Origin of the sequence: Pseudomonas sp. MF6776 (assembly GCF_016613125.1) — a bacterium.
GTDB lineage: Bacteria > Pseudomonadota > Gammaproteobacteria > Pseudomonadales > Pseudomonadaceae > Aquipseudomonas > Aquipseudomonas iridis.
Map to the genome: position 1 here is coordinate 129,796 of NZ_JAENSQ010000013.1, position 20,106 is coordinate 149,901.

The following is a 20,106-nucleotide window of genomic DNA, read 5'->3' on the forward strand; positions in this document are numbered from 1 at the left end:
TGGCGCGCGATTGATAAATACGCCTTGAGGTACTTCATTTGTGATGTGGTGTATCAAATCGAAAGGGGCGAACCCTGCGGGATCCTTCCACAGAGGGTGCTGGCGGGGGAGTTGTTCAGGAGCCTGGGTCGCAACGGATATGCGCCGAGGATTGAAGCGAAGCGGTCATTACGATCAGGCGTACGCCGCTCAAGCCAATAAATCGGTGATCCATTGCGCTTGTTGCGTGATCTCTCGCACTTTCGCTTCGGGCAACGCCTGCCGCGCTCGGGCGAACTGGCCAAGCGTCTTTTGTTTCTCGCGAAGGATGCGCTGCCACTTGCTCAGAAACGCCGGGCTGCGCGCCTGCATTTGCAGTGGCCCGAAGTACAATTCCGGACCCGTATAGGCGACGGAATCTGCACGCTCGGCGACGATGATTTCGTAGTAGAAGCGGTTCTCCCACAGCAGTTCTTCACAGAGGATGCAGTAGCCGTTATCCATCAGCCATTGGCGCAGGGGTTGCTCGCCGCCGTTGGGTTGCAGGATCAGGCGTTCGGCGCCGCTCAGCTGCGCTTTGCCGCTGTCAAGAATGTCGCGGATCGTCTCGCCGCCCATGCCGCAGATGCTGATCGCGGTGATTGCGTCGCCAGGCTCGATTGCCGCCAGGCCGCTGGCATGACGCACGGTGATGTGCTGTTCAAGATCGTTTTCGCGCACCGTGCGTTCAGCCGAGCGGAACGGCGTCAACGCCACTTCGCCAGCCACTGCCGCTGCAATCACGCCACGGCGCATCAGCGCCACCGGCAGATAGCCGTGATCCGAGCCGATATCGGCCAGTCGCGCGCCGACGGGCACGTGCGCCGCCACGCGCTCCAGGCGCATGGACAATGTGTGTTCGTTCAACGACAACCCCTGTTCAACACTGACTTGCGGCACTGGTGGCCGCAAAAGGGGTGCGACTTTGTCGAGCTATGCGTTGCCTGTCAAATCCCGGTGATAAGGGCCGCGTTGCGATCCGCTGGCAGCGCCGGTTTTGCCAGCGCCGCCATCGGGTCAAACCACTAACCGGCCAACGTCGCGTTGTCGATCACGAAGCGATATTTCACGTCACCCTTGAGCATGCGCTCGTAGGATTCGTTGATCTGGTCCGCGCGGATCAGTTCGATGTCGGAAACAATCCCGTGCTCGGCACAGAAGTCCAGCATCTCCTGGGTTTCGGGGATGCCGCCGATCATCGAACCGGCAATTGTGCGGCGCTTCATGATCAGGTTGAACACGTTGGGCGATGGATGCGGCGAGGCGGGCGCGCCGACCAGCGTTAACGCACCGTCACGCTTGAGCAGCACCAGGAAAGCATCGAGATCATGGGGCGCGGCAACCGTGTTGAGGATGAAGTCAAAGCTCTTCGCGTGCGCCGCCATCTCTTCGGGGTTACGCGATACCACGACCTCATCGGCACCCAGCTGCTTCGCCGCTTCGCGTTTCGATTCAGAGGTGGTGAACGCGACAACATGCGCGCCCATCGCGTGGGCCAGTTTGATGCCCATGTGACCGAGGCCACCGATGCCGACCACACCGACTTTCTTGCCCGGGCCGGCGTTCCAGTGACGCAGTGGCGAGTAGGTGGTGATCCCCGCACACAGCAACGGCGCGACGGCCGCGAGTTGCGCTTCGGGATGACGAATACGCAGCACATAGCGTTCATGCACGACGATGTTTTGCGAGTAGCCGCCCTGCGTCCAGCCCGGTGCGTCCGGCGTCGGGAAGTTGTAGGTGCCGATCATGCCGTCGCAGTAGTTTTCCAGACCGGTTTCACAGTCGTCGCAGTGTTTGCAGCTGTCGACGATGCAGCCGACACCGACCAGATCACCGACCTTGAAATCCGCAACATGCGCGCCGATCGCCGAAACCCGACCGACAATTTCGTGGCCCGGCACGCAAGGGAATTGTGTGCCTGCCCACTCGGCGCGCACCTGATGCAAATCCGAATGGCAGATGCCACAAAAGGCGATATCAATCTGGATGTCATGGGCCGCGGGTGCACGGCGGTTGATTTGCAGGGGCTCAAGGGGTTTGTCGCCAGCGTGGGCACCGTAGGCTTGTACAAGCATGGGAACGTCCTCAATGAATTTTTCGGACGTCCATTTTTGCTGTTCTGCGCTGCCGTGAAGTAGTGCAATCCTGTGCAATGCTTGCCTGATCCTGTGCGTCGTTGTGACGTTGCACCGACAGACGAACGCGGTGATTGCGGGTAATCTGCCGGCTCGCTGACTAAAACAAGACAAAAACAGGAGTCATTGATGCAACCGATCCGTCTCGGTCTGGTGGGCTACGGCAAGATTGCCCAGGATCAACACGTCCCGGCGATCAACGCCAATCCCGCATTCCAGTTGGTGTCTGTCGCCACACAGGGCAAGCCTTGCGCCGGCGTTGAGAACTTTCAGTCCCTGAGCGAACTGCTCGCCAACGGCCCGCAGGTTGATGCGATCGCGTTCTGCACACCACCGCAAGGGCGCTTTGCTCTGGTGCAAGAGGCGCTGGCTGCCGGCAAACATGTGCTGGTGGAAAAGCCGCCGTGCGCCACATTAGGCGAGGCCATGGCCTTGGTCAGCCTGGCCGGGCAGCAAGGCGTCAGTGCGTTGTTCGCCTGGCATTCGCGCTACGCCCCCGGCATTGCCGCCGCCCGCGACTGGCTTGCCACGCGCACCCTGCAAAGCGTGCAGATCGACTGGAAGGAAGACGTGCGCAAATGGCACCCCGGCCAGACCTGGATCTGGCAGCCGGGCGGTCTCGGCGTCTTCGATCCGGGCATCAATGCCTTGTCGATCGTTACGCACTTGCTGGCGCTGCCGTTGTTTGTCGAGTCCGCCGAACTGCGCGTTCCAGAGAACTGCCAGTCACCGATTGCCGCGTCGATCAAAATGTCAGACGCACGCCACCTCGATGTGCGTGCCGAGTTCGACTTCGACCACGGCCACGACGAACTCTGGAGCATCGAGATCCGTTGCGCCGAAGGGGTGTTGCGACTGGACAACGGCGGCGCGTTGTTGAGTATCGACGGTGTGCGCCAGACCGTTTCGCAGGAGGGTGAATATGCGGCGGTCTATCGGCACTTTCAGCAGTTGATTGGTGACAAGGCCAGCGACCTCGACCTTCAGCCACTGCGGCTGGTAGCGGATAGTTTCTTCGTCGGCAGTCGCGTCTCAGTCGCCCCGTTCTACGACGCATAATCCCAATGTGGTCACAAAAAAACCGCCGTCCTGGTTGATCGGGACGGCGGTTTTTTTGCCTGATGACACTGCGTTGCTTATTCGTCAGCCTTCGCGAGCAGGCTCGCTCCCACATTGGAACGCGGTCAACTGTGGGAGCGAGCCTGCTCGCGAAGGGGCCAGAATTGGCCCCGGATAACGCTGCGGATATTGACCGCGATTGTCAGCCCGGCAACTCCAGATTATCCAGCACCCGATTCACCGCCAGCTCCCCGAGCATGATCAACTGCGTAATCCCCACCAGCGTCCGACGCTGCGATGCCGGCACCAAAGCAGCGAAATCATTGGCGATGGTTCTCGCCGAGGCGAGCGTTTCGCAGGCATCGACCAACAGTTCCTCGTTTTTGAAATCCGCGTTAACGGCGTACATCCTGCGGGTTTTGCGTGGCGCAGGGGTGGAGCCGGGCGGGCAGAGGTAGTGATCGAGGGCGCGGTCGGCAGCTTCGTTCAGTTTTTTTGAATCGAGGGATTCGTAGGGGGAGGTGGGGTCGGTTTCGGGCGGGTTTGGTGTTGGTTTTATCATGGTGAAGCTCCTTGAGAAATGGAGCCGTCAGCCTTCGCTGCTAAACGAAGAGGGTGGCGGCTGTGCGCGGGTTAGCAGACCAGGCTCAAGGATCCCGGCGCACCGAAGTGCCCCACGCAAAGCCGCCATAGGGAAATGGCGGGACTTACGTGCCTTGAAAATTGGCGAGCTGCTAAACCCGATCACTGATTCGTCAGCGACCGCACCACAATAGAACCCGCCCTCAAGGCGTACAAGCCGGCGGATTCTGGCTTAGCTGTAGGCAATTGCGCAAGGATGCGTAGCCTCGGATCCGTGTCCTCAGGTGTCATTTAAACACCTTGGTTTAAAAGCGAAGATCACTGCACCAAGGCGACGCGCTTCAGCGCATTTGACGCCAGGTCAGAAGCGCGCCAGTCGATACGCCTCGCTGCCTGGCAGGTCTTTGGGCGGGTTTGTGGTTGCCGTACCCGCCATCTGCACGATCATGTCTGCGGTGACCGCCGCCTGCGTCAGTCCCAGATGTTGATGCCCAAACGCGAGCAGCACCTTGCCACCGCACACCTGATCAATCACTGGCAGTGAATCCGGCAATGACGGCCTGAACCCCATCCACGGTGTCGCCGCTTCAGCACTCAGATCGTTGCGGAACAACCCCTTGCTCAACCGATGCAACTGCCACGCGCGTTCCATCTTCGGCGGCTGTTCAAGCCCTGCGAACTCAACGGTACCGGCCAGCCGCAGTCCCTCGGACATCGGCGTCATGATGAACTTGCGTTCCATGGAGGTGACGGGGAAGGGCAGTCGGCCGTGTTCCTGGGGCAGCATCAAGTGATAGCCGCGTTCGGTGTCCAGCGGCACGGTTTTACCGGTCAACGCGGCCGTGAGTTTGGCCGAGTGCGCGCCGCATGCGATCAGGACGCGGCTCGCGGTCAAACCACCGTTTCCGGTGATCAGTGAAACACCGTGCTCCTGAACATATCCGCCCTGAACCTGCTGCTTCACAAAACGCACGCCGCTGGCCTTGGCTGCGCTGACCAACTCGCAAACCACGCGATAAGGATCGATGAAATGCCCGGTGCGGGGAAAGAACAAACCACCCCGAATCCGCTCGCTGAGTTGCGGTGCGCTGTCGCGAATCGCATCTGCCTGCCAGAAATCGACGGGGACCTGCTGCTGATGCAAGCGTGCCTGAAGCGCTTCGATTGCCTGAAGTGATTCCGCACGTTCGAATACCAGCAATGAACCGTCGACTTTCAGCAGGTCGGGACGCTCGATGTCGCTGAGCAAGCGATGCCAGGCTTCGAGGCTGCCTTCGTTGAGCGCCCGCAGTCCGGCGACGGTTTTCTGAAAGGGTTCCGAACGCAGATTCAATAACAGCCGTGTGAACCAGGGCAGGGCGCGGGGCATGTATTTCCAGTCCAGGCGCAACGGCCCCATCGGGTCCATCAACATGGCCGGCAGACGCTTGAATATCGATAGATCGGCAATCGGAAACACTTGTTCGGTCGCCAGGTGCCCGGCATTGCCGAACGATGCGCCGTGGCCCGGTTCCTGTTGGTCGATGACGACAACTCGCAAACCCTGGCGAGCCAGACGCAATGCGCAGGCAACGCCGATGATGCCGGCGCCGACCACGGCGATATCGTGCGAGGCGTTATTGGGCATTGTTCTGCGCTTCCCTTTGCCCGTCGAGCAAGCGCCGTAACCGCAGCGGATTTGCCTGTTTCAGCGCGCCGGGCAGCAAGCTGTCGGGGAAGTCCTGATAACAGACCGGGCGCAGGAACCGGTGGATCGCTGCGGTGCCGACCGACGTGGTGCGCGAGTCGGACGTGGCCGGAAACGGTCCGCCGTGAACCATCGCCTCACACACCTCGACGCCGGTAGGCCAGCCATTGACCAGCAAGCGACCGGCCTTGCGCTCCAGTGTCGACAACAATGCGCGGGCCTGCTCAAGGTCTTCGTCGTCAAGGTGCAACGAGGCGGTGAGTTGGCCTTCCAGGCGTTCGATTACTTGAAGAATTTCATCGTCATCGCTGCATTGCACAATCAGCGACGCGGCGCCAAACACTTCGGCCTGCAGGCTGTGATCGGCGAGAAAATCCCCGGCTTGAGTGGTGAACAGCCGGGCCTGACACTGATTTGGCCCTGTGCTCATCTGACCCTCAGCGCACAGTTGCGCGCGCGGGTTTTCAAGCAACGCAGTCACGCCAGCCTCATAGGCATTGAAGATCCCGGGCGTCAGCATGGTTTGCGCCGGGCTGTGTCGTAACCGTTCGGCAGCGGCCGCGATAAAGCTGTCCAGCGCCGGGCCCTTACGCGCAATCACCAGCCCGGGATTGGTACAGAATTGCCCGGCCCCTAGCGTCAGCGAAGCAACGAACCCTTCAGCGAGCGCTTGCGCGCGATTGTGCAACGCCGCCGGAAACAGCAATACCGGATTGATCGAGCTCATTTCCGCATACACCGGAATCGGCACCGGCCTTGCCTGCGCCGCTTGAACCAGCGCCAGACCACCGCTGCGCGAACCGGTAAAACCCACGGCTTTGATGCGTGGATCGGTGACCAGCGCAATGCCCACTTCGCGCCCGGAACCGTACAGCAACGAGAACGAGCCCGGCGGCAGACCACAGGCTTTTACCGCCCGCGCCAGCGCATGGCCGATCAGCTCACTGGTGCCCGGATGCGCACTGTGCGCCTTGACGATTACTGGACAACCGGCGGCCAGTGCCGACGCCGTGTCGCCCCCGGCGACGGAGAACGCCAGCGGAAAATTGCTCGCGCCAAACACTGCCACCGGGCCCAGCGGTACCTGACGTTGCCGCAAATCCGAACGCGGCAGCGGCTGACGCTGCGGTTGTGCGGTATCGACGCGCACGTCCAGCCATTCACCGTTGCGCACCGTGCGCGCAAACAGACGCAGTTGCTGACAAGTACGCCCGCGTTCGCCGAGCAGACGCGCACGGGGCAGACCGGTTTCTGCGGCGGCGCGGTCGATCAGTTCATCGCCAAGGGCTTCGACCTCATGGGCAATGGCTTCAAGAAATTCGCTGCGGGCATCCAGCGTTGTTTCGCGATAGCTGTCCAGCGCCGCCCATGCCAAGGCACAGGCCTGTTCGACATGCGCGGCCGATCCACCGGCATAGGCAGGTTCCAGCACGGTATGGGTGGCCGGGTCGATCCCGCGAATGGCTTCACGATTGCCCGCAATACGTTGCTGCCCGATCAGCATGTTGCCCGTCAGAGTCATGGTGTCTTCCTGATGAGAAAAAAGCGCCCGCCGCAAACCCGGCGGGCAAGAAAACAAAGCCTGGGGTCAGGCGAAGTTCTGCTCCGCCGACCAGTTTTCGTACCAGTGGCGGAACAGCGCGTACTGGTTTTCGGCATAGCGGCGCTGGGAGTCGCTCAACGCATCGGTTTCGTTGAAATGCAGGGTGTATTCCTTGTCGCCGTTGAGCACCATCAGGTGTTTGTAATACAGCACCAGATCGCAGCCCTCGTCGAACGACGACAGCACTGCCAGTGCCGATTCCAGCTCCCGCGCCTGACGCCGCGCCTTGGCATCACCCTTCGCCGCTTGCTTGCTCAGGGCCACCAGTTGCAGCACTTCGCGGGGCAAAGCATTGCCGATGCCAGTGATCGCGCCGGTGGCGTTGCAGTTGACGAAGCCATGCACCACCTGGGTGTCGACGCCGACCATAAGGGTCACGTCGTCATCCTTGGAGGTGATGTTCTCGGCGGCGTAACGCAAGTCGGCGCCGCCACCGAATTCCTTGAAGCCGATCAGGTTCGGGTACTCGCGGCGCAGTTCGAAGAACAGCTCGGCGCGGGTGGCAAAGCCGTAGTAGGGGCTGTTGTAGATCACCGCCGGCAAGTTCGGCGCGGCTTGCAGAATTGCGGCGAAGTGAGCCTTTTGCGCGGCGGCCGAAGCGCCTCGGGACAGCACGCGTGGAATCACCATCAAGCCCTGCGCGCCGACTTTTGCCGCGTGGGCTGCATGGGCAACGGCCTCTCGGGTATTCACCGCGCCGGTGCCGACAATCGTCGGGATGCCCGCTGCCACCAGCCGCGCCACGCCTTCCTGGCGCTCGGCTTCGGTCAGCAGCGGCCAGTCGCCCATGGATCCGCAGTAAACGACAGCGCTCATGCCGATATCGATCAGCTCGCGACCCTTGGCCACCAGTGCGTCGAAATCCGGTTTGCGCTGGGCGGTGCACGGGGTCATCAGGGCCGGCATGCAACCGGTGAAGATGTTGTCGCTCATTGTTTTAACTCCTTGGCACATCATTCGGATGGGTTTGAAAAGTCTGCGCGGTGGCTCAGATGCCCCACGCGAACGGGTCTGTTTCGTCGATCAACAGTGTGCTGTCAGCGGTCATGTAGGCGCGGCCGGTGATGTACGGGCGAATGCGTTCGCCTTGCCATTCAAAGCGGCCTTCGAACTGGCTGCCGGTGATGCTCGCCTGCACCCAGCGCTCGCCGGGCTGCAATTTGTCGTCGGCGGCCAGGCACGCGAGTTTGGCGCTGGTGCCGGTGCCGCAAGGGGAGCGGTCATAGGCTTTGCCGGGGCACATGACGAAGTTGCGGCTGTCGGCGTCGGGGTCATCGGCGAACAGTTCGATGTGGTCGATCACGGCACCGTCTTCACCATAAATGCCCTGATCTTCGAGGGCCTTGAGCATCGCCCAGGTGTAGGCGGTGAGGTGCTCGACGTTGTCCATCGACAGGTGTTGACCGTGCTCGGACACCAGGAAAAACCAGTTGCCGCCATAGGCGATATCGCCAGACACGCGGCCGAAACCGGGCACGTCCACCGGCACCTGTTTGCGGTAGCGGTAAGACGGCACGTTGCCCAACGTGACCATGCCGTCTTCATGCAACGTTGCGCTGACCGGACCGACGGGTGTGTCGATCTTGTGGACGCCCGCAGTGATCTGCCCCAGGTACTGCAACGAGTTGATCAGGCCAATGGTGCCGTGGCCGCACATGCCGAGATAACCGGCGTTGTTGAAGAAGATCACGCCGCAGGTGGCGTCCGCCGACACCGGCGCGCAATACAGCGCACCGACCAGCACATCGTTGCCGCGCGGTTCCAGCAGGCAGGCGCGGCGCCACTGATCATGCTGATTGCGCAGGGCATCGCGCTTTTGCGCCATGGTGCTGCCGGGCAATTCGGGGAAGCCGTTCATCACCAGACGCGTGGGCTCACCACCCGTGTGGGAATCGATGACGTGTACTCGTTTCATGAGAGGTGTCCCGTTGGCTGAGTTCAGTAGGCGCCGGCAGGGCGCGCGTTCACGGTGGTAGCGGGGGAGGCGGCTTCGCTTTCTTCATCGTCTTCTTCAAGACGCAGCAGGTGTGCCGGCACGCCCGTGGCGGCGCCCCAGTAATAAATACCGGTGGCACACGCGGCCACGACGATTGTGTCGAAAGGGTGGGCGAGAATGCCCAGGCCGCCGAAGGTGCCGAGCTTCGATAGCACGATGGTGACTGCGTAAAAGGCGATCAACCACGCAGAAGAACGGACCTGGCGGGCCAGGCTCAGGTGCGCGGTTGGCACGAAGCGGCCGCACAGCAGATACACGACAAACATCAGGATTTGCAGGCCAAGCAGCCACGAAACGGTGTTCCAGCCCGACCAGTAGACGATCAGCGCAGCAATGATGAACGACACCGGCCCGAGCACGCCCATGTACTTGACCCGGAACGGTCGTGGCATGTCCGGTGCATTGCGGCGCAGCGCCGCCACCGTTACCGGCGCCACGGCGTAGCTCAACACCAATGCGGCGGAGACCACGTTGATCAACGCTTCCCACGACGGGAACGGCAGGGTCCAGAACACCGACAGCGCAAACGTCAGCCACAGCGCCGGGCGCGGAATACCGGACTTTTCATCGATGTGGGTGAAGACCTTGAAAAATGTGCCGGTCTGCGCCCAGCCGTAGATTACCCGTGGCGTCGCGTTCATGTAGATGTTGCCGCAGCCGCTCGGCGAGATCACCGCGTCGGCGACCACCAGGTAGGCCAACCAGCCCACGCCCAGTGCCAGTGCGATGTCGCGGTACGGCAGGGCAAATTCCTTGCTGACACCGGCCCAGCCGTTGGCCAGCATTTCTGTCGGGATACTGCCCAGGAAGGCCATTTGCAGCAGTACGTAAATCAGGGTCGACAGCAACACCGAAAGGATCAGTGCGATGGGAATCGTGCGCTGTGGATTCTTCACTTCACTGGCCACCGAGATGATCGGAGTCAGCCCCAGATAGGCAAAGATAATCCCGCCTGCCGAGACCGCCATCTCCACACCCGACAGGCCGAAAGGTGCAAAACCTTGTACCTGAAAGTTCTCCGGTTTGAAGAAAGTGAACAGCACGCCGATCACCAGCAGCGGCACGATGAACTTGAAAACGCTCACCAGATTATTGGCCTTGGCGAATGTCTTCACGCTGCGATAGTTGAGCACGAAGAACAGGCAGAGCAGGCCAAACTGCACCAGCCAGCCGAGCAAGGTCGGGTCACTGCTGCCGCTTTTGGTCAGGCCGGGAAACCACGCCGCCGCGTATTGGCGCGAGGCAACCACTTCGATTGCCACCAGACTGGAAAACGCGATCAGGGTGATGAAGCCCATCAGGTAACCGAGCAGCGGCCCGTGGGAGTAAACCGGATAACGCACCACGCCCCCGGCGCGAGGCAGTGCGGCGCCGAGTTCGCAATAGACGATGCCCAGCAGCAACACGGCGAAGCCGCCCAGCAGCCAGGAAAAAATTCCCGCCGGCCCGGCGATGGCGGACACATGACTGGCCGCGAACAACCAGCCCGAGCCGAAAATCGCACCGAGGCCGATAAACGTGAGATCAATCAGTGATAGCTGTTTTTTGAACTTGCCTTGACCAGACATGGCGTTGCCTTCTTGTGAGTTATTGGATAGGCAGTTGTGTCACTGGGACGGGCAGACTTTGAACTCATCGGCATTGGTGCGATTGATGTTTTGCGGCGCGATCGATGACGAAATCGGCACAGTTGCGCGGATGCACGGCGTCACTCGACACGGCGCAGACGTTGCTGCAATCTGCAGGCGACTGCCCCATGGCCGACCTGCGAACAGGGAGAAACCTTCGATGTACAACGCGCTTTCAATCCTGTGCCAGGACGGTCAAGGCAATCGCCCGCAAACGCTGGAAGCGCTCCTGGCCGGCGCGGCGCCGCTGTTGCCGATGCTCGACCTGATTCCCAATGCGGCGATTTTCATAAAGGATGTAAAGGCCCGGTACGTGCTGGCCAACCGCACGCTGGTGCAGCGTTGTGGCTTGAAGGATCTGCGGCCAATGCTGGGGAAAACCAGCGCGCAGGTCTTCCCGGCGCAACTGGGGCCGGGCTACACGGAACAGGATCGCAAAGTGCTGGAGGAGGGCTTCGTGCTGGAGGATCAGCTCGAGCTGCATCTGTACGGCAGCCGCGAACCGGGTTGGTGCCTGACCCATAAACACCCGTTGTACAGCGGTGATGGCGCGATCATCGGGCTGGCCGGAATCTCGGTCGATTTGCAGTCGGCCAGTGAAACGCATCCGGCATTCCAGCGACTTGCCGCAGTCGACGAGCACATCCGCAAGCACTTCAATCGGCGCGTCACGCTGGGCGAACTCACTCGCATTGCGGGCATTTCAGTGGCGCAACTGGAGCGCTACTGCAAACGGGTATTCCACCTGACGCCACGACAGATGATCCAGAAAGTACGGCTGGAACATGCGCATCGGCTGTTGCACACCGGCCTGCCGATCACCGAGGTTGCACTGCAATGTGGCTACACCGATCACAGCGCCTTCACCCGCCAGTTCAAGGCTTCGACCGGTTTCACCCCGCGCCAGTATCGCCAGGCCACGACCTCCCTGTAGGAGCTGCCGAAGGCTGCGATCTTTAGATTTTGATTGCAGTCTTCGGCAGCTCCTACAGTGGGGCGCGTTCAGTGCAGCTAGACTGAATGAGTCACAAACCTCATGCGACAGGAGCAACGCGATGATCGGAACACCTTGGCACCGATGCTCGCAGTGGCTCTTGCCTGCGCTCATCGTTTTCAGCCTGACGCTGAGCGCCGGCTGCTCGAACCGCAAACACTATCCGCCCTCCGGCGTAGGCGACAGTTGCTACGCAAAAGCGATGCCGACGGTCGGCGAGGGCGGTCTGGCCTGGGGCTCCAGCCTGAACATGGCGCGGCAGAAATCCATGAGCAACTGTATTCGCTATGCCGGTCGCTCAGGCGGCACGCCGAATACTTGTCAGGTGGTGTTGGCCAAGTGCAAATGATTTGAGCTGCGAAGAAGCTAATGCGGTTGCCGCGAATGAAGCCGAGCCTGTAGTGACAAAAAAACCGGCCTCTTCAGCCGGTTTTTTCATGAGCGATACTTTTGCGCGCGTGTGCCTGTCAGACGATGTTCAACGCTCTGAGAATCACCAGTTTGTTACTGGCAAATACCTGGGCACTCAGCGTCAGCTCAGCGATGTTCTCTTCGGCGGTCGCCAGCGGCTGGCCGTCCCTGACGAGGACTTCGCCTTGTTCGCCGAGGATGGCCCACGCCAGTTGTGCCCATTCGGCGGGGTGTTCCTGGCCATGCTTGATCGCTATCAGGAACAGCTGTTCGAAACGACTGACGGTGATGCCGCCACCCGTCACCGGGCTGGCCAACACCTGGATCTTGTCGTTCAGCAGAGAGCGTTTGCACAGTTCCAGATTCAGGTCGTTGCAACGCGCCTGCACGCCTTTCTCAGCAGCTTCGCTCTGGCACGGTGCCACGGCATTCATGCCGATCAGCACGTTGAGCGCCTGCAGCACATCGTCAGATGCCAGCGAGGACGCGGCGGCTGACAATTGGCGCAAGGTTTTCGGTGCATAGTTGTTGGCGGTCAGCGCTTCAAGTACCGGGCCGTAAATCTCCGTCTGCAGCGAGGCCTCACCCGCAGGCCCGCGAACGTGGACAGGCACGCTCTCTGGCGCTTGCAGCAGGATGAAACGGGTATTGAACAATGCCTGGCGCTGCTCTGCGGTCGACAGCCGGGTGGCGCCGCGCACGTAGAGGTCACGTCGGAAACTTTGATTGACGAAATAGTCACGCGCTTGTTCGCGCATGATCGGATGCTCGATCCCTTCCAGGAAATCCATGCCCTCGGGCCTGAGGTTGAGCGGGTCGACCGAGTCCAGCGGCACAGCGGTGGTGACGTAGTCGAGTTTGGCGGGAGCCATGGCGTCGACCACGTCAGTGAAATACATGCAATCCCAGCTGCGATTGAAGTATTCATGGGCGATGTACTGACGATTCTGCCCCTTGATGCTCTGAAGTTTGGCATCCAGGTTCGGCACTGCGCTGGCGTAGTTGGGATTAGCGGCCAACAGCGCTTCAGAGAATTGCAGAGCGGCGTCAATACGCTGATCCGGGCCGGCAGACGCCGACTTGGTGAAGCGATCATGCAGGCTGAACAGGTTGCGCAGTGGCGCTGCGGGCGACCAGCCGGGGAAGCAGTTGTAGCTGACGTACAGCATTCCACCCGGTTTCAGATGGCGACGGGCAAACTCGACGATCAGTTGCTGGTTGTCGCGACTGACCCAGGTCCAGATGCCATGCAGGCTGATGCTGTCGAATTGCGGCAAGTCATTGCGGGCCAGCAGTTGCGCGAAGCTGTCGTCATACAGCCGGGCATCGCTGTTCCAGTCGCTGGCGAGCGTACTGGCAAAGGCGGCCTGGGACGGTGTGAAGTCTGTACCCACATAGGAACCGGGGTTGGCGGCGGCATGGATATTGATCGATACGCCTTGGCCGAAGCCCAGTTCGCAATGATAGCTTTCGCTCGATTCCAGGCTGGCAAAGCCGCGCAGCAACAAGCAATAACGCTGGAAGACAGGATTGATTTCCCGGCTATAGCTGTAGGTGTAGCCTTCGTCGGTGAAATACCCTTCGTTCCAGGTGTCGCTCATGTTCGTGTCCTAATATTTCGTGACTGAAAGGCTGGTTTTATAAGGGGTGGTGATTACCTGCCACAAGGTCAAAATGCGCGTGAGTATTTCTATTCGTGTCCGCGTTGTGGCGAGGATTCATCCCCCGATGGACTGCGGAGCAGGCCCCAGCCGCTAAATGGCCTCACCGCGAGCAGGCTCACTCCTACAGTGATCGGCGTCTGGCGCAGATTCTTTAAACATCCGGGAATCTGTGATCAAGCACTCGACGCCGGCTTCGCCAACGCAATCCCTGCCGCGCCCAACCGCTTGAGCACCTCGAACAGCAAATCACTCTTGGTCACCCCGACAATCCTCGGGCTGCCGACATACCCCGTCACCGTCAACGTAATCCCGTCCGGCGACAAATGGCTGAAACGCACAAACGGCGCCGGCTTGTCGAGGATGTTTTCGTTCTCGCCGTAGGTGCTGAGGAGAAGCTCTTTGACCTCCTCGGGATCGATATCCAGCGGGAACATCAACTCCAGCGACGCCACGCCCTGGGCACTGCCGCCGAGGGTGACGTTGCGCAGGTTCTGCGAGATCAGTTGCGAGTTGGGCACGATCACGATCGAGCGGTCGCTGAGCTGGATTTCCGTGGCGCGCACATTGATCCGGCGGATGTCGCCCTCGACGCCGCTGATGCTGATCAGATCGCCGACCTTCACCGGGCGCTCGGTGAGCAGAATCAGGCCTGAGACGAAGTTCTTCACAATCTCCTGCAAACCGAAACCGATGCCCACCGACAGTGCACTGACGATCCACGCCAGGTTGGTCCACTGCACGCCGAGCGACGACAGTGTCAGCAAGATCACCAACGCGTAACCGATATTGGAAAACAGCGTGCTCAGCGACGCGCACATGCCCGGGTCCATGTCGGTCTTGGGCAGGAACTCGTTGTCCAGCCAACGGCGCAGGGCGCGGATCAACCAGATGCCGATCAGCAGCGCCAACACCGCGTTGAGCAGATGAGCGGGGACAATGTTCAGCTTGCGTAACCCGGCGCCGCCGAGGATCGCCAGGATGTTGCTTGTCAACTGCCCGAGCGTGGTGCCGATGCCGCCGACAAACAGCGTGATCACCGCGCACAGCAACAGCACGGCGCGGCTGATGCCGGATATCAGGATGGCGATCTGATCCAGCCGCCGATCACCAATCCCGAACAGATGCTCAAGCGCCTTGCCGCTTGAATACCTGGGCGAAAACGCGAACTCGCAACCGTCCTTGACCACCTGAATCAACAGGTAGAACCCTGCAAGCACGATGTACGCCCACACCAGTTCATACGTGATGAACCGTGCCAGCGACACGTAACCGGTCAGCAGCGCGACCGTCGAAACAACCATTGAAATGCTGGCGACGGTGAAAATCACTCCGGCGAAGGTGCTGCTCGTCTGCGGGTCATGAGTCGCAGCCAACGCCTTGCGCACTTTGCCAACACGCAACAGCATCGTCACGATGATCGCCATGACCACCATGGCGACCACGCCACGGCCGGCCAGCACAATCTTACTGCTCATTGCCGTCGCATTGCTGACCTGCACCAGCGTCACCAACACCAGCAATGTGCAGGACAAGATGCGCGGATAGGGCTTGAGGGCTAGCGCCACTTCATCGGCAATCGCTGGCAAGCGCCACGACGGATGCTCCGTCGCCAACAGCGCGCGGCTCAAACCTGTGATCAGCACACAGGCATAGACGACTTTCTCGAACTCTTCGGAGAACGTTGTCAGCATTGGCGTCAACGGCGCTTGCCGAGTCAGGGCATAGAACAGCAAATGCAAGGCGAGGGCGGTAGTGACGATGGTCGCCAGCGCCGATGCAAACGCCAGCGCACTGCGCCGCAAGCGCCCCTCCGGCATGCGGTGAATGCACACCCACGTCAGCCCTCGCTCGGCCAGCCGCCGTCCGAGCGTCCACACCAGCCATGCGATCAGCATCAGCACCAGCGTGAAAAAGTACTCACCCGGCGCCCATACCGTCGCCCAGGTTTTGCGGATCTGGTCGGAGAAATAATTGAAACGCTGGGTATCACTCCCCGAAGGATTGACCAGCGGCGACCAGAAATCCGGATTCAGCACACTCAGTGTGCGCAGCGTCAATTCGCTCTCAAGCAACGTGCGGCGAATACCGGCGATCTGTGTGATCAAATCCGCCGCACTCTGTTTCAGCGCCGCCAGACTCTTCAGCGTGCCATCGATCTTGTTTTTCTGCTCCGTCAGCGCCGCCCGCTGCGCGACGATGTCTGCCTGCTCCGCCGCCGCCTCGACATCCGGTGCCGCGCCCAACACCCCTAACTGCACCGCCAACTGTGCCTGCTGCGGCAACAACGACGCCGACAACCGATCGACATCCAGCATAAAAGCCTGAACCCGATCCTGCGGCCCTTCGAGCTGATTGAAATTGTTCGCCGACGAGATCTGCTGCTTGAGCGCATCGAGACGTTGTTGCAGCGCTTGCAGATCACTTTGATTAATCGCCGGCAACGGCGCCTCAGCCGTCGCGGAAGGCGCCGGCAGATCCGCAGCCCGCAGCGAAAAACTGCCGGGAACGAGCAGCATGAAAGCGACCAGAAGCAACGACTTCATCGTGTTACGCATGGGTAGGACGGGCTCGAAGGGAACACACAGTCTATGAGGTTAGGTGATCGAGCCGGATGGAGCGGAAAAGTTTCAGGGCAGGAGGTGGATCAGCTGCGGTTCCAGTGCGCCTGCACGCACATCGAGCAGGGCCAGCGTCACGGGGAGTTTGAAACGACGGCGACCGGCGCTGCCGGGGTTCAGGTACAGGCGGTTGTCGCGCCATTCGATTAACGGCTTGTGGGAATGGCCGGTGATGATGAGTCGGGTATTGGCGGCGAGGAGGGCAGGGACGTCGGCGATGTCGTGGATCAACAGCGTTTGCCAGCCGTTGAGATCGAGGCTGAGGTAGTCGGGGATATTGGCAGCCCATGGGAGGTTGAGGTCATTGTTGCCGCGCACGGCTTGGACGGGGGCTATTTGGGATAGCTGATCGAGGATTTCGGGACTGCCGATATCACCAGCGTGGAGGATGAGGTCGCAGCCTTGGATGGCGGTCAGGGCTTCGGGACGCAGGAGGCCGTGGGTGTCGGAGATGATGGCGGTTTTCATGGGGGTAGGGTAGCAGGCATTGAACCGCTGATTTTGGTCAGCGAAGGCAAACGTTCAGAGTAGGGCGGCAGCGACGCCGCCCTGGCGCATCAGCCTTTGGTAGCGTTGAGCTTGCGCAGCTCTTCGTAGGTCGCGGACTGGACAAACCAGAAGCCGGAAATGATGCACCAAACCAGAGTGCCGACTACGAAAATCCCCAGACCTTGCCAAAACCCGGCGGTGAAGATCCCGACCACAGCCATAAGCCAGATCACTGCCAGGGAGACGTAGAGGACGATGTTGTTGACGCTGATGACGAAGTCTTTCACAGGTTGTGTTCCTTGTGGGCGATAAAAAATTGCCCCTCCAGGGGCGCGCGCACGATATCACATTGCCTTCACTGATTGGAAAGCCAGCGCCTCACCTCAGACGCGTTACCCTGCAATTGAGTCAGGACCTTCCAGCTTCCGGTGCCGACACCGGCCCTGTTCGGAGAGCGGTTTGTATAGACGCGATAACCGAGGGACTTTCTTCCTGCGAAATGATTACAGGTATCGAGGTACCCACCTTGAGAATTGTTGTATTCATTCCGGAGGCTGATCGGGTCTGCGATATAGATCTGTGATCCGACAGCACCGAACACTACGACCCAATCGAGAGTTTTATGGCCGGTTTTTTCAACGGCGCGGTTCGCCATTTCCGCGGTGGACACATTGTAAAGCTCTGGTGACGAGATTTTTCAGGCATTAGCGCAAATTCAGAATGGCTTTGGGGATGCGGTCGCTTGCTAGTAGCCCAAGTCGACGGTGCCCGCGGTAAAGCGGGCACCGCTTCCTATAAGGGAAAAAGGCCTACACGCCTGCTTACCAGTTGTAACTCACTTTGGCGGTAATCTCGCGACCCGGGTTGTAGAAGTTCGCTGTGCCGGAGCCGACCACGTGCTGTTCATCCAGCAGGTTGCTGACGTTCACCGCAAGGTCGGTGCCCTTGGCGATCTTGTAGTTGAAGGCGGCGTCGAACAGCGTGGTGCCATCGCTTTTGCCGGAGTTGGCGGCATCGAAGTAATAAGAGCCGACGTAGCGCGCACCCAAGCCAACGCTGACATCAGTGGCGGGGACGTCGTAATAACTCCAGAGCGAAGCGGAATGCTTGGGTGCCGTCGAGAACTCATTACCCTTCAGGGAGCTGCCGTCGTACAACGAACCGCGCAGTACCTCGGACTCCATATAGGAATAGCCACCGATCAGGCTGAGGTTCTGCGTCACCTGCGCCTTGGCTTCCAGGTCGAGGCCACGCGCCCGCGACTCGCCTACCGTCTGTTGCTCAATGATGCCGCTCGGCAGCACCACGGCGATAGTGACGTTTTCCTGGGTCAGGTCATAAACGGCAGCGGAAAACAGTGCGTCCATCCCCATCGGCGCATATTTCACGCCCACTTCGTACTGCCTGCCCGTCTGCGGTGTAACGCCAACCTGCGGCGGCGAGACGGATTCCACCATGCTCACATAGGTGGACACCTCATCGTTGACGATATAGGTCAACGCACCTCGGTAGGAGGTTTCGGAGAAGGTGTCTTTCTCAGTTGATTGCAAGCCTTTGCTGGTCAGGTCCATCGAGTCGTTGCGCACACCGCCGGTGACGATGAAACGTTCGTAGAACGACAGGTTCTGCTGCAGGAATACGGCCTTGGTGGTCGCGTCTCGCTTGTTGACGGCATACGGCGCGATTGAGCGTGAAACGCCAGTAAACACGGGGTTTGCAATGTCAATCGGGGTCGTCAGGGCGTAGATCGAGCTTTCCTTGGTGGTCGAATCGAGGTACTCCACGCCCACCAGGCTGCTGCTGTCGATGTTCTCGAATTGGGCATCGTATTGCAGCATCAGATTGCCGTTGAACTGGTCGGCCTCACTGTCCGTTCCAAACATATAGCGGTCAACGGTAGTACCGACACGTGCGGCGCTGTCGCTGAGGTAAACGTAGCCAAAATCATCGGTCAACTTGCTGTAACGCAGATTGCTGCGCAGTACGAAGCCGTTATCGAAGTCATGGGTGACGTTACCGCTGAGGCTGGTGCGCTCGACATCGTGGAAGTTGTAGCTGGGCTCACCATAAAACTTGCTGCGGTCGTATTCCTTGTCCAGCGGATAACCGCCGCTGTTGGGCGAACTTTCGGTTTTCAGGTAGTCCAGAATCATCGTGGCCGACGTGTAATCCGTCGGTGCCCAGGTGAGGCCACCCATAAACAACTGGTTGTCGTCCTGTGAGTGATCGTACTCGCGGTCGCTGTTCTGGCCTTTGGCAGTAAAGCGGCCAGCCAGGGTTTTCTCGTCGTTCAGCGCATCCCCCACATCGATGCCGGTCTCGACATGGTCAAACGAACCGTAGGTCACATAGCCTTGGCCAAACTGCTCGAAGCGCGGCTGTTTGGTCACGAAATTCACCGAACCGCCGGGGTCCGCGGGGCCAAACAACGTGGAGTTGGCGCCACGCAGAATCTCGATGCGCTCATAAGCGAATGGATCTTCGCGTACGCCGCGCATCGAACTCAGGGTCAAGCCGTCGCGGTAGGTGGTGGCCTGAAAGCCCCGGATCTGGAAATAGTCGTTGCGGTCATCCGTACCATAGAAATCACTGACCACGCCCGGCGTGTATTGCAGCGCCTCTTCCGTGGTGCTGACGCTGCGTTGCTCCATTTCCTTGTTGGTAACAACCGACACCGATGCCGGTGTATTGAGAATGCTGGTTGCCACCTTGCCGCCAACCCAGAGCTCCTTGGCGACCACCGAGTTGGCGTCGTCGTCGGCACTGACCCTGACCTTGGCATTGATGATGAGGGGGGCAAGGCGGTAGTCCTCGACGTCCGTTGCGTCCAGCTCCAGCGGGCCGGCGGGCTTTGCCTGAGGGAGCAGCAGGTAGGCGTTCGGGCCTTGCTGTTCGATTTGCAATTCGCTCCCCTGCAGCAACGATGACAGCGCTGCCGACGTATCGAGCGTGCCATTCACGCCAGCAGTGGTGCGGTTCACTACACTCGACGCGTCGAAGGAAAGACTGATGCCAGCCTCGCGCGCGAAACGATCAAGCGCCGGTGCCAGTGGGCCCGCAGCGATGTTCCACTGCTTGATTTGATTGCTGTGGTCAGCGCTCGACGTTTGCGCCAGCGATGGCAATGCGTAGCTGCTTACGATCAAACCCAGGATCGCACCGTGCAAGGCACGATTTAATGGATGGCGCTGTGAAACCGGGGACGAACTCATTTTCTCGCTC

17 protein-coding genes are annotated in these 20,106 nt (G+C 60.2%); 3 read left to right on the forward strand and 14 right to left on the reverse strand.

Annotation, left to right across the window (positions count from 1 at the left end; translation table 11 throughout):
- Nucleotides 1-189: 189 nt before the first annotated feature.
- Entirely contained in the window at nucleotides 190-885 is a 696-nt protein-coding gene (locus JJD74_RS16855) for a tRNA (adenine(22)-N(1))-methyltransferase (protein ID WP_234451776.1), read from the reverse strand.
- A 158-nt stretch (nucleotides 886-1,043) separates the two neighbouring features.
- Nucleotides 1,044-2,093, reverse strand: a complete 1,050-nt coding sequence (locus tag JJD74_RS16860) for an NAD(P)-dependent alcohol dehydrogenase (RefSeq protein WP_200615947.1) — start codon at nucleotides 2,091-2,093, stop codon at nucleotides 1,044-1,046.
- 189 nt (nucleotides 2,094-2,282) lie between these two features.
- On the opposite strand from JJD74_RS16860, the gene JJD74_RS16865 reads away from it, so the two are divergent.
- Complete coding sequence (locus tag JJD74_RS16865) at nucleotides 2,283-3,212, forward strand: Gfo/Idh/MocA family protein (protein ID WP_042558836.1); 930 nt, start codon at nucleotides 2,283-2,285, stop codon at nucleotides 3,210-3,212.
- A 202-nt stretch (nucleotides 3,213-3,414) separates the two neighbouring features.
- Here the strand turns inward: JJD74_RS16865 and JJD74_RS16870 are convergent, their stop codons facing one another.
- The 6 genes from JJD74_RS16870 to JJD74_RS16895 form a co-directional block, all read right to left on the reverse strand.
- Nucleotides 3,415-3,774, reverse strand: coding sequence for a DUF6124 family protein (locus JJD74_RS16870; RefSeq protein ID WP_200615950.1), 360 nt, complete (start codon nucleotides 3,772-3,774; stop codon nucleotides 3,415-3,417).
- A 381-nt stretch (nucleotides 3,775-4,155) separates the two neighbouring features.
- Nucleotides 4,156-5,421: an NAD(P)/FAD-dependent oxidoreductase gene (locus JJD74_RS16875; protein WP_200615953.1), complete on the reverse strand. Its 1,266-nt coding sequence runs from the start codon at nucleotides 5,419-5,421 to the stop codon at nucleotides 4,156-4,158.
- A complete protein-coding gene (locus tag JJD74_RS16880) occupies nucleotides 5,411-7,003 on the reverse strand; it encodes an aldehyde dehydrogenase (NADP(+)) (RefSeq protein WP_200615956.1) in 1,593 nt (530 codons plus the stop codon). The genes JJD74_RS16875 and JJD74_RS16880 overlap by 11 nt, the downstream gene beginning before the upstream one ends.
- 66 nt (nucleotides 7,004-7,069) lie before the next feature.
- The gene (locus JJD74_RS16885) at nucleotides 7,070-8,017 is read right to left on the reverse strand and encodes a dihydrodipicolinate synthase family protein (protein ID WP_042558840.1); all 948 of its coding nucleotides are present in this window, start codon (nucleotides 8,015-8,017) and stop codon (nucleotides 7,070-7,072) included.
- 55 nt (nucleotides 8,018-8,072) lie between these two features.
- Nucleotides 8,073-8,999, reverse strand: coding sequence for a 4-hydroxyproline epimerase (locus tag JJD74_RS16890; protein WP_200615959.1), 927 nt, complete (start codon nucleotides 8,997-8,999; stop codon nucleotides 8,073-8,075).
- Nucleotides 9,000-9,022: 23 nt separating this feature from the next.
- Entirely contained in the window at nucleotides 9,023-10,648 is a 1,626-nt protein-coding gene (locus JJD74_RS16895; RefSeq protein WP_200615962.1) for an APC family permease, read from the reverse strand.
- 220 nt (nucleotides 10,649-10,868) lie between these two features.
- Between JJD74_RS16895 and JJD74_RS16900 the strand changes: the two genes are divergently transcribed.
- Both JJD74_RS16900 and JJD74_RS16905 read left to right on the forward strand, forming a co-directional pair.
- The gene (locus tag JJD74_RS16900) at nucleotides 10,869-11,642 is read left to right on the forward strand and encodes an AraC family transcriptional regulator (protein WP_200615963.1); all 774 of its coding nucleotides are present in this window, start codon (nucleotides 10,869-10,871) and stop codon (nucleotides 11,640-11,642) included.
- Between the two features lie 121 nt (nucleotides 11,643-11,763).
- A complete protein-coding gene (locus tag JJD74_RS16905) occupies nucleotides 11,764-12,051 on the forward strand; it encodes a hypothetical protein (RefSeq protein ID WP_200615964.1) in 288 nt (95 codons plus the stop codon).
- Nucleotides 12,052-12,169: 118 nt separating this feature from the next.
- Here the strand turns inward: JJD74_RS16905 and JJD74_RS16910 are convergent, their stop codons facing one another.
- The 6 genes from JJD74_RS16910 to JJD74_RS16935 form a co-directional block, all read right to left on the reverse strand.
- Entirely contained in the window at nucleotides 12,170-13,714 is a 1,545-nt protein-coding gene (locus tag JJD74_RS16910; protein WP_200615965.1) for a class I SAM-dependent methyltransferase, read from the reverse strand.
- A gap of 236 nt (nucleotides 13,715-13,950) precedes the next feature.
- Entirely contained in the window at nucleotides 13,951-16,332 is a 2,382-nt protein-coding gene (locus JJD74_RS16915) for a DUF3772 domain-containing protein (protein ID WP_200615969.1), read from the reverse strand.
- 72 nt (nucleotides 16,333-16,404) lie between these two features.
- Nucleotides 16,405-16,863: a metallophosphoesterase family protein gene (locus tag JJD74_RS16920; RefSeq protein ID WP_200615972.1), complete on the reverse strand. Its 459-nt coding sequence runs from the start codon at nucleotides 16,861-16,863 to the stop codon at nucleotides 16,405-16,407.
- Nucleotides 16,864-16,952: 89 nt separating this feature from the next.
- A complete protein-coding gene (locus tag JJD74_RS16925) occupies nucleotides 16,953-17,171 on the reverse strand; it encodes a hypothetical protein (RefSeq protein WP_200615976.1) in 219 nt (72 codons plus the stop codon).
- Between the two features lie 68 nt (nucleotides 17,172-17,239).
- A complete protein-coding gene (locus tag JJD74_RS16930) occupies nucleotides 17,240-17,554 on the reverse strand; it encodes a hypothetical protein (RefSeq protein WP_200615979.1) in 315 nt (104 codons plus the stop codon).
- Between the two features lie 151 nt (nucleotides 17,555-17,705).
- A complete protein-coding gene (locus JJD74_RS16935) occupies nucleotides 17,706-20,096 on the reverse strand; it encodes a TonB-dependent siderophore receptor (RefSeq protein WP_200615982.1) in 2,391 nt (796 codons plus the stop codon).
- Between the last annotated feature and the right edge of the window lie 10 nt (nucleotides 20,097-20,106).

Bases quoted from the DNA above. Each gene is read 5' to 3' on its own strand.
- JJD74_RS16860 (WP_200615947.1), bottom strand. From the start codon at position 2,093: ATGCTTGTACAAGCCTACGGTGCCCACGCTGGCGACAAACCCCTTGAG.
- JJD74_RS16865 (WP_042558836.1), top strand. From the start codon at position 2,283: ATGCAACCGATCCGTCTCGGTCTGGTGGGCTACGGCAAGATTGCCCAG.
- JJD74_RS16870 (WP_200615950.1), bottom strand. From the start codon at position 3,774: ATGATAAAACCAACACCAAACCCGCCCGAAACCGACCCCACCTCCCCC.
- JJD74_RS16875 (WP_200615953.1), bottom strand. From the start codon at position 5,421: ATGCCCAATAACGCCTCGCACGATATCGCCGTGGTCGGCGCCGGCATC.
- JJD74_RS16880 (WP_200615956.1), bottom strand. From the start codon at position 7,003: ATGACTCTGACGGGCAACATGCTGATCGGGCAGCAACGTATTGCGGGC.
- JJD74_RS16885 (WP_042558840.1), bottom strand. From the start codon at position 8,017: ATGAGCGACAACATCTTCACCGGTTGCATGCCGGCCCTGATGACCCCG.
- JJD74_RS16890 (WP_200615959.1), bottom strand. From the start codon at position 8,999: ATGAAACGAGTACACGTCATCGATTCCCACACGGGTGGTGAGCCCACG.
- JJD74_RS16895 (WP_200615962.1), bottom strand. From the start codon at position 10,648: ATGTCTGGTCAAGGCAAGTTCAAAAAACAGCTATCACTGATTGATCTC.
- JJD74_RS16900 (WP_200615963.1), top strand. From the start codon at position 10,869: ATGTACAACGCGCTTTCAATCCTGTGCCAGGACGGTCAAGGCAATCGC.
- JJD74_RS16905 (WP_200615964.1), top strand. From the start codon at position 11,764: ATGATCGGAACACCTTGGCACCGATGCTCGCAGTGGCTCTTGCCTGCG.
- JJD74_RS16910 (WP_200615965.1), bottom strand. From the start codon at position 13,714: ATGAGCGACACCTGGAACGAAGGGTATTTCACCGACGAAGGCTACACC.
- JJD74_RS16915 (WP_200615969.1), bottom strand. From the start codon at position 16,332: ATGCGTAACACGATGAAGTCGTTGCTTCTGGTCGCTTTCATGCTGCTC.
- JJD74_RS16920 (WP_200615972.1), bottom strand. From the start codon at position 16,863: ATGAAAACCGCCATCATCTCCGACACCCACGGCCTCCTGCGTCCCGAA.
- JJD74_RS16935 (WP_200615982.1), bottom strand. From the start codon at position 20,096: ATGAGTTCGTCCCCGGTTTCACAGCGCCATCCATTAAATCGTGCCTTG.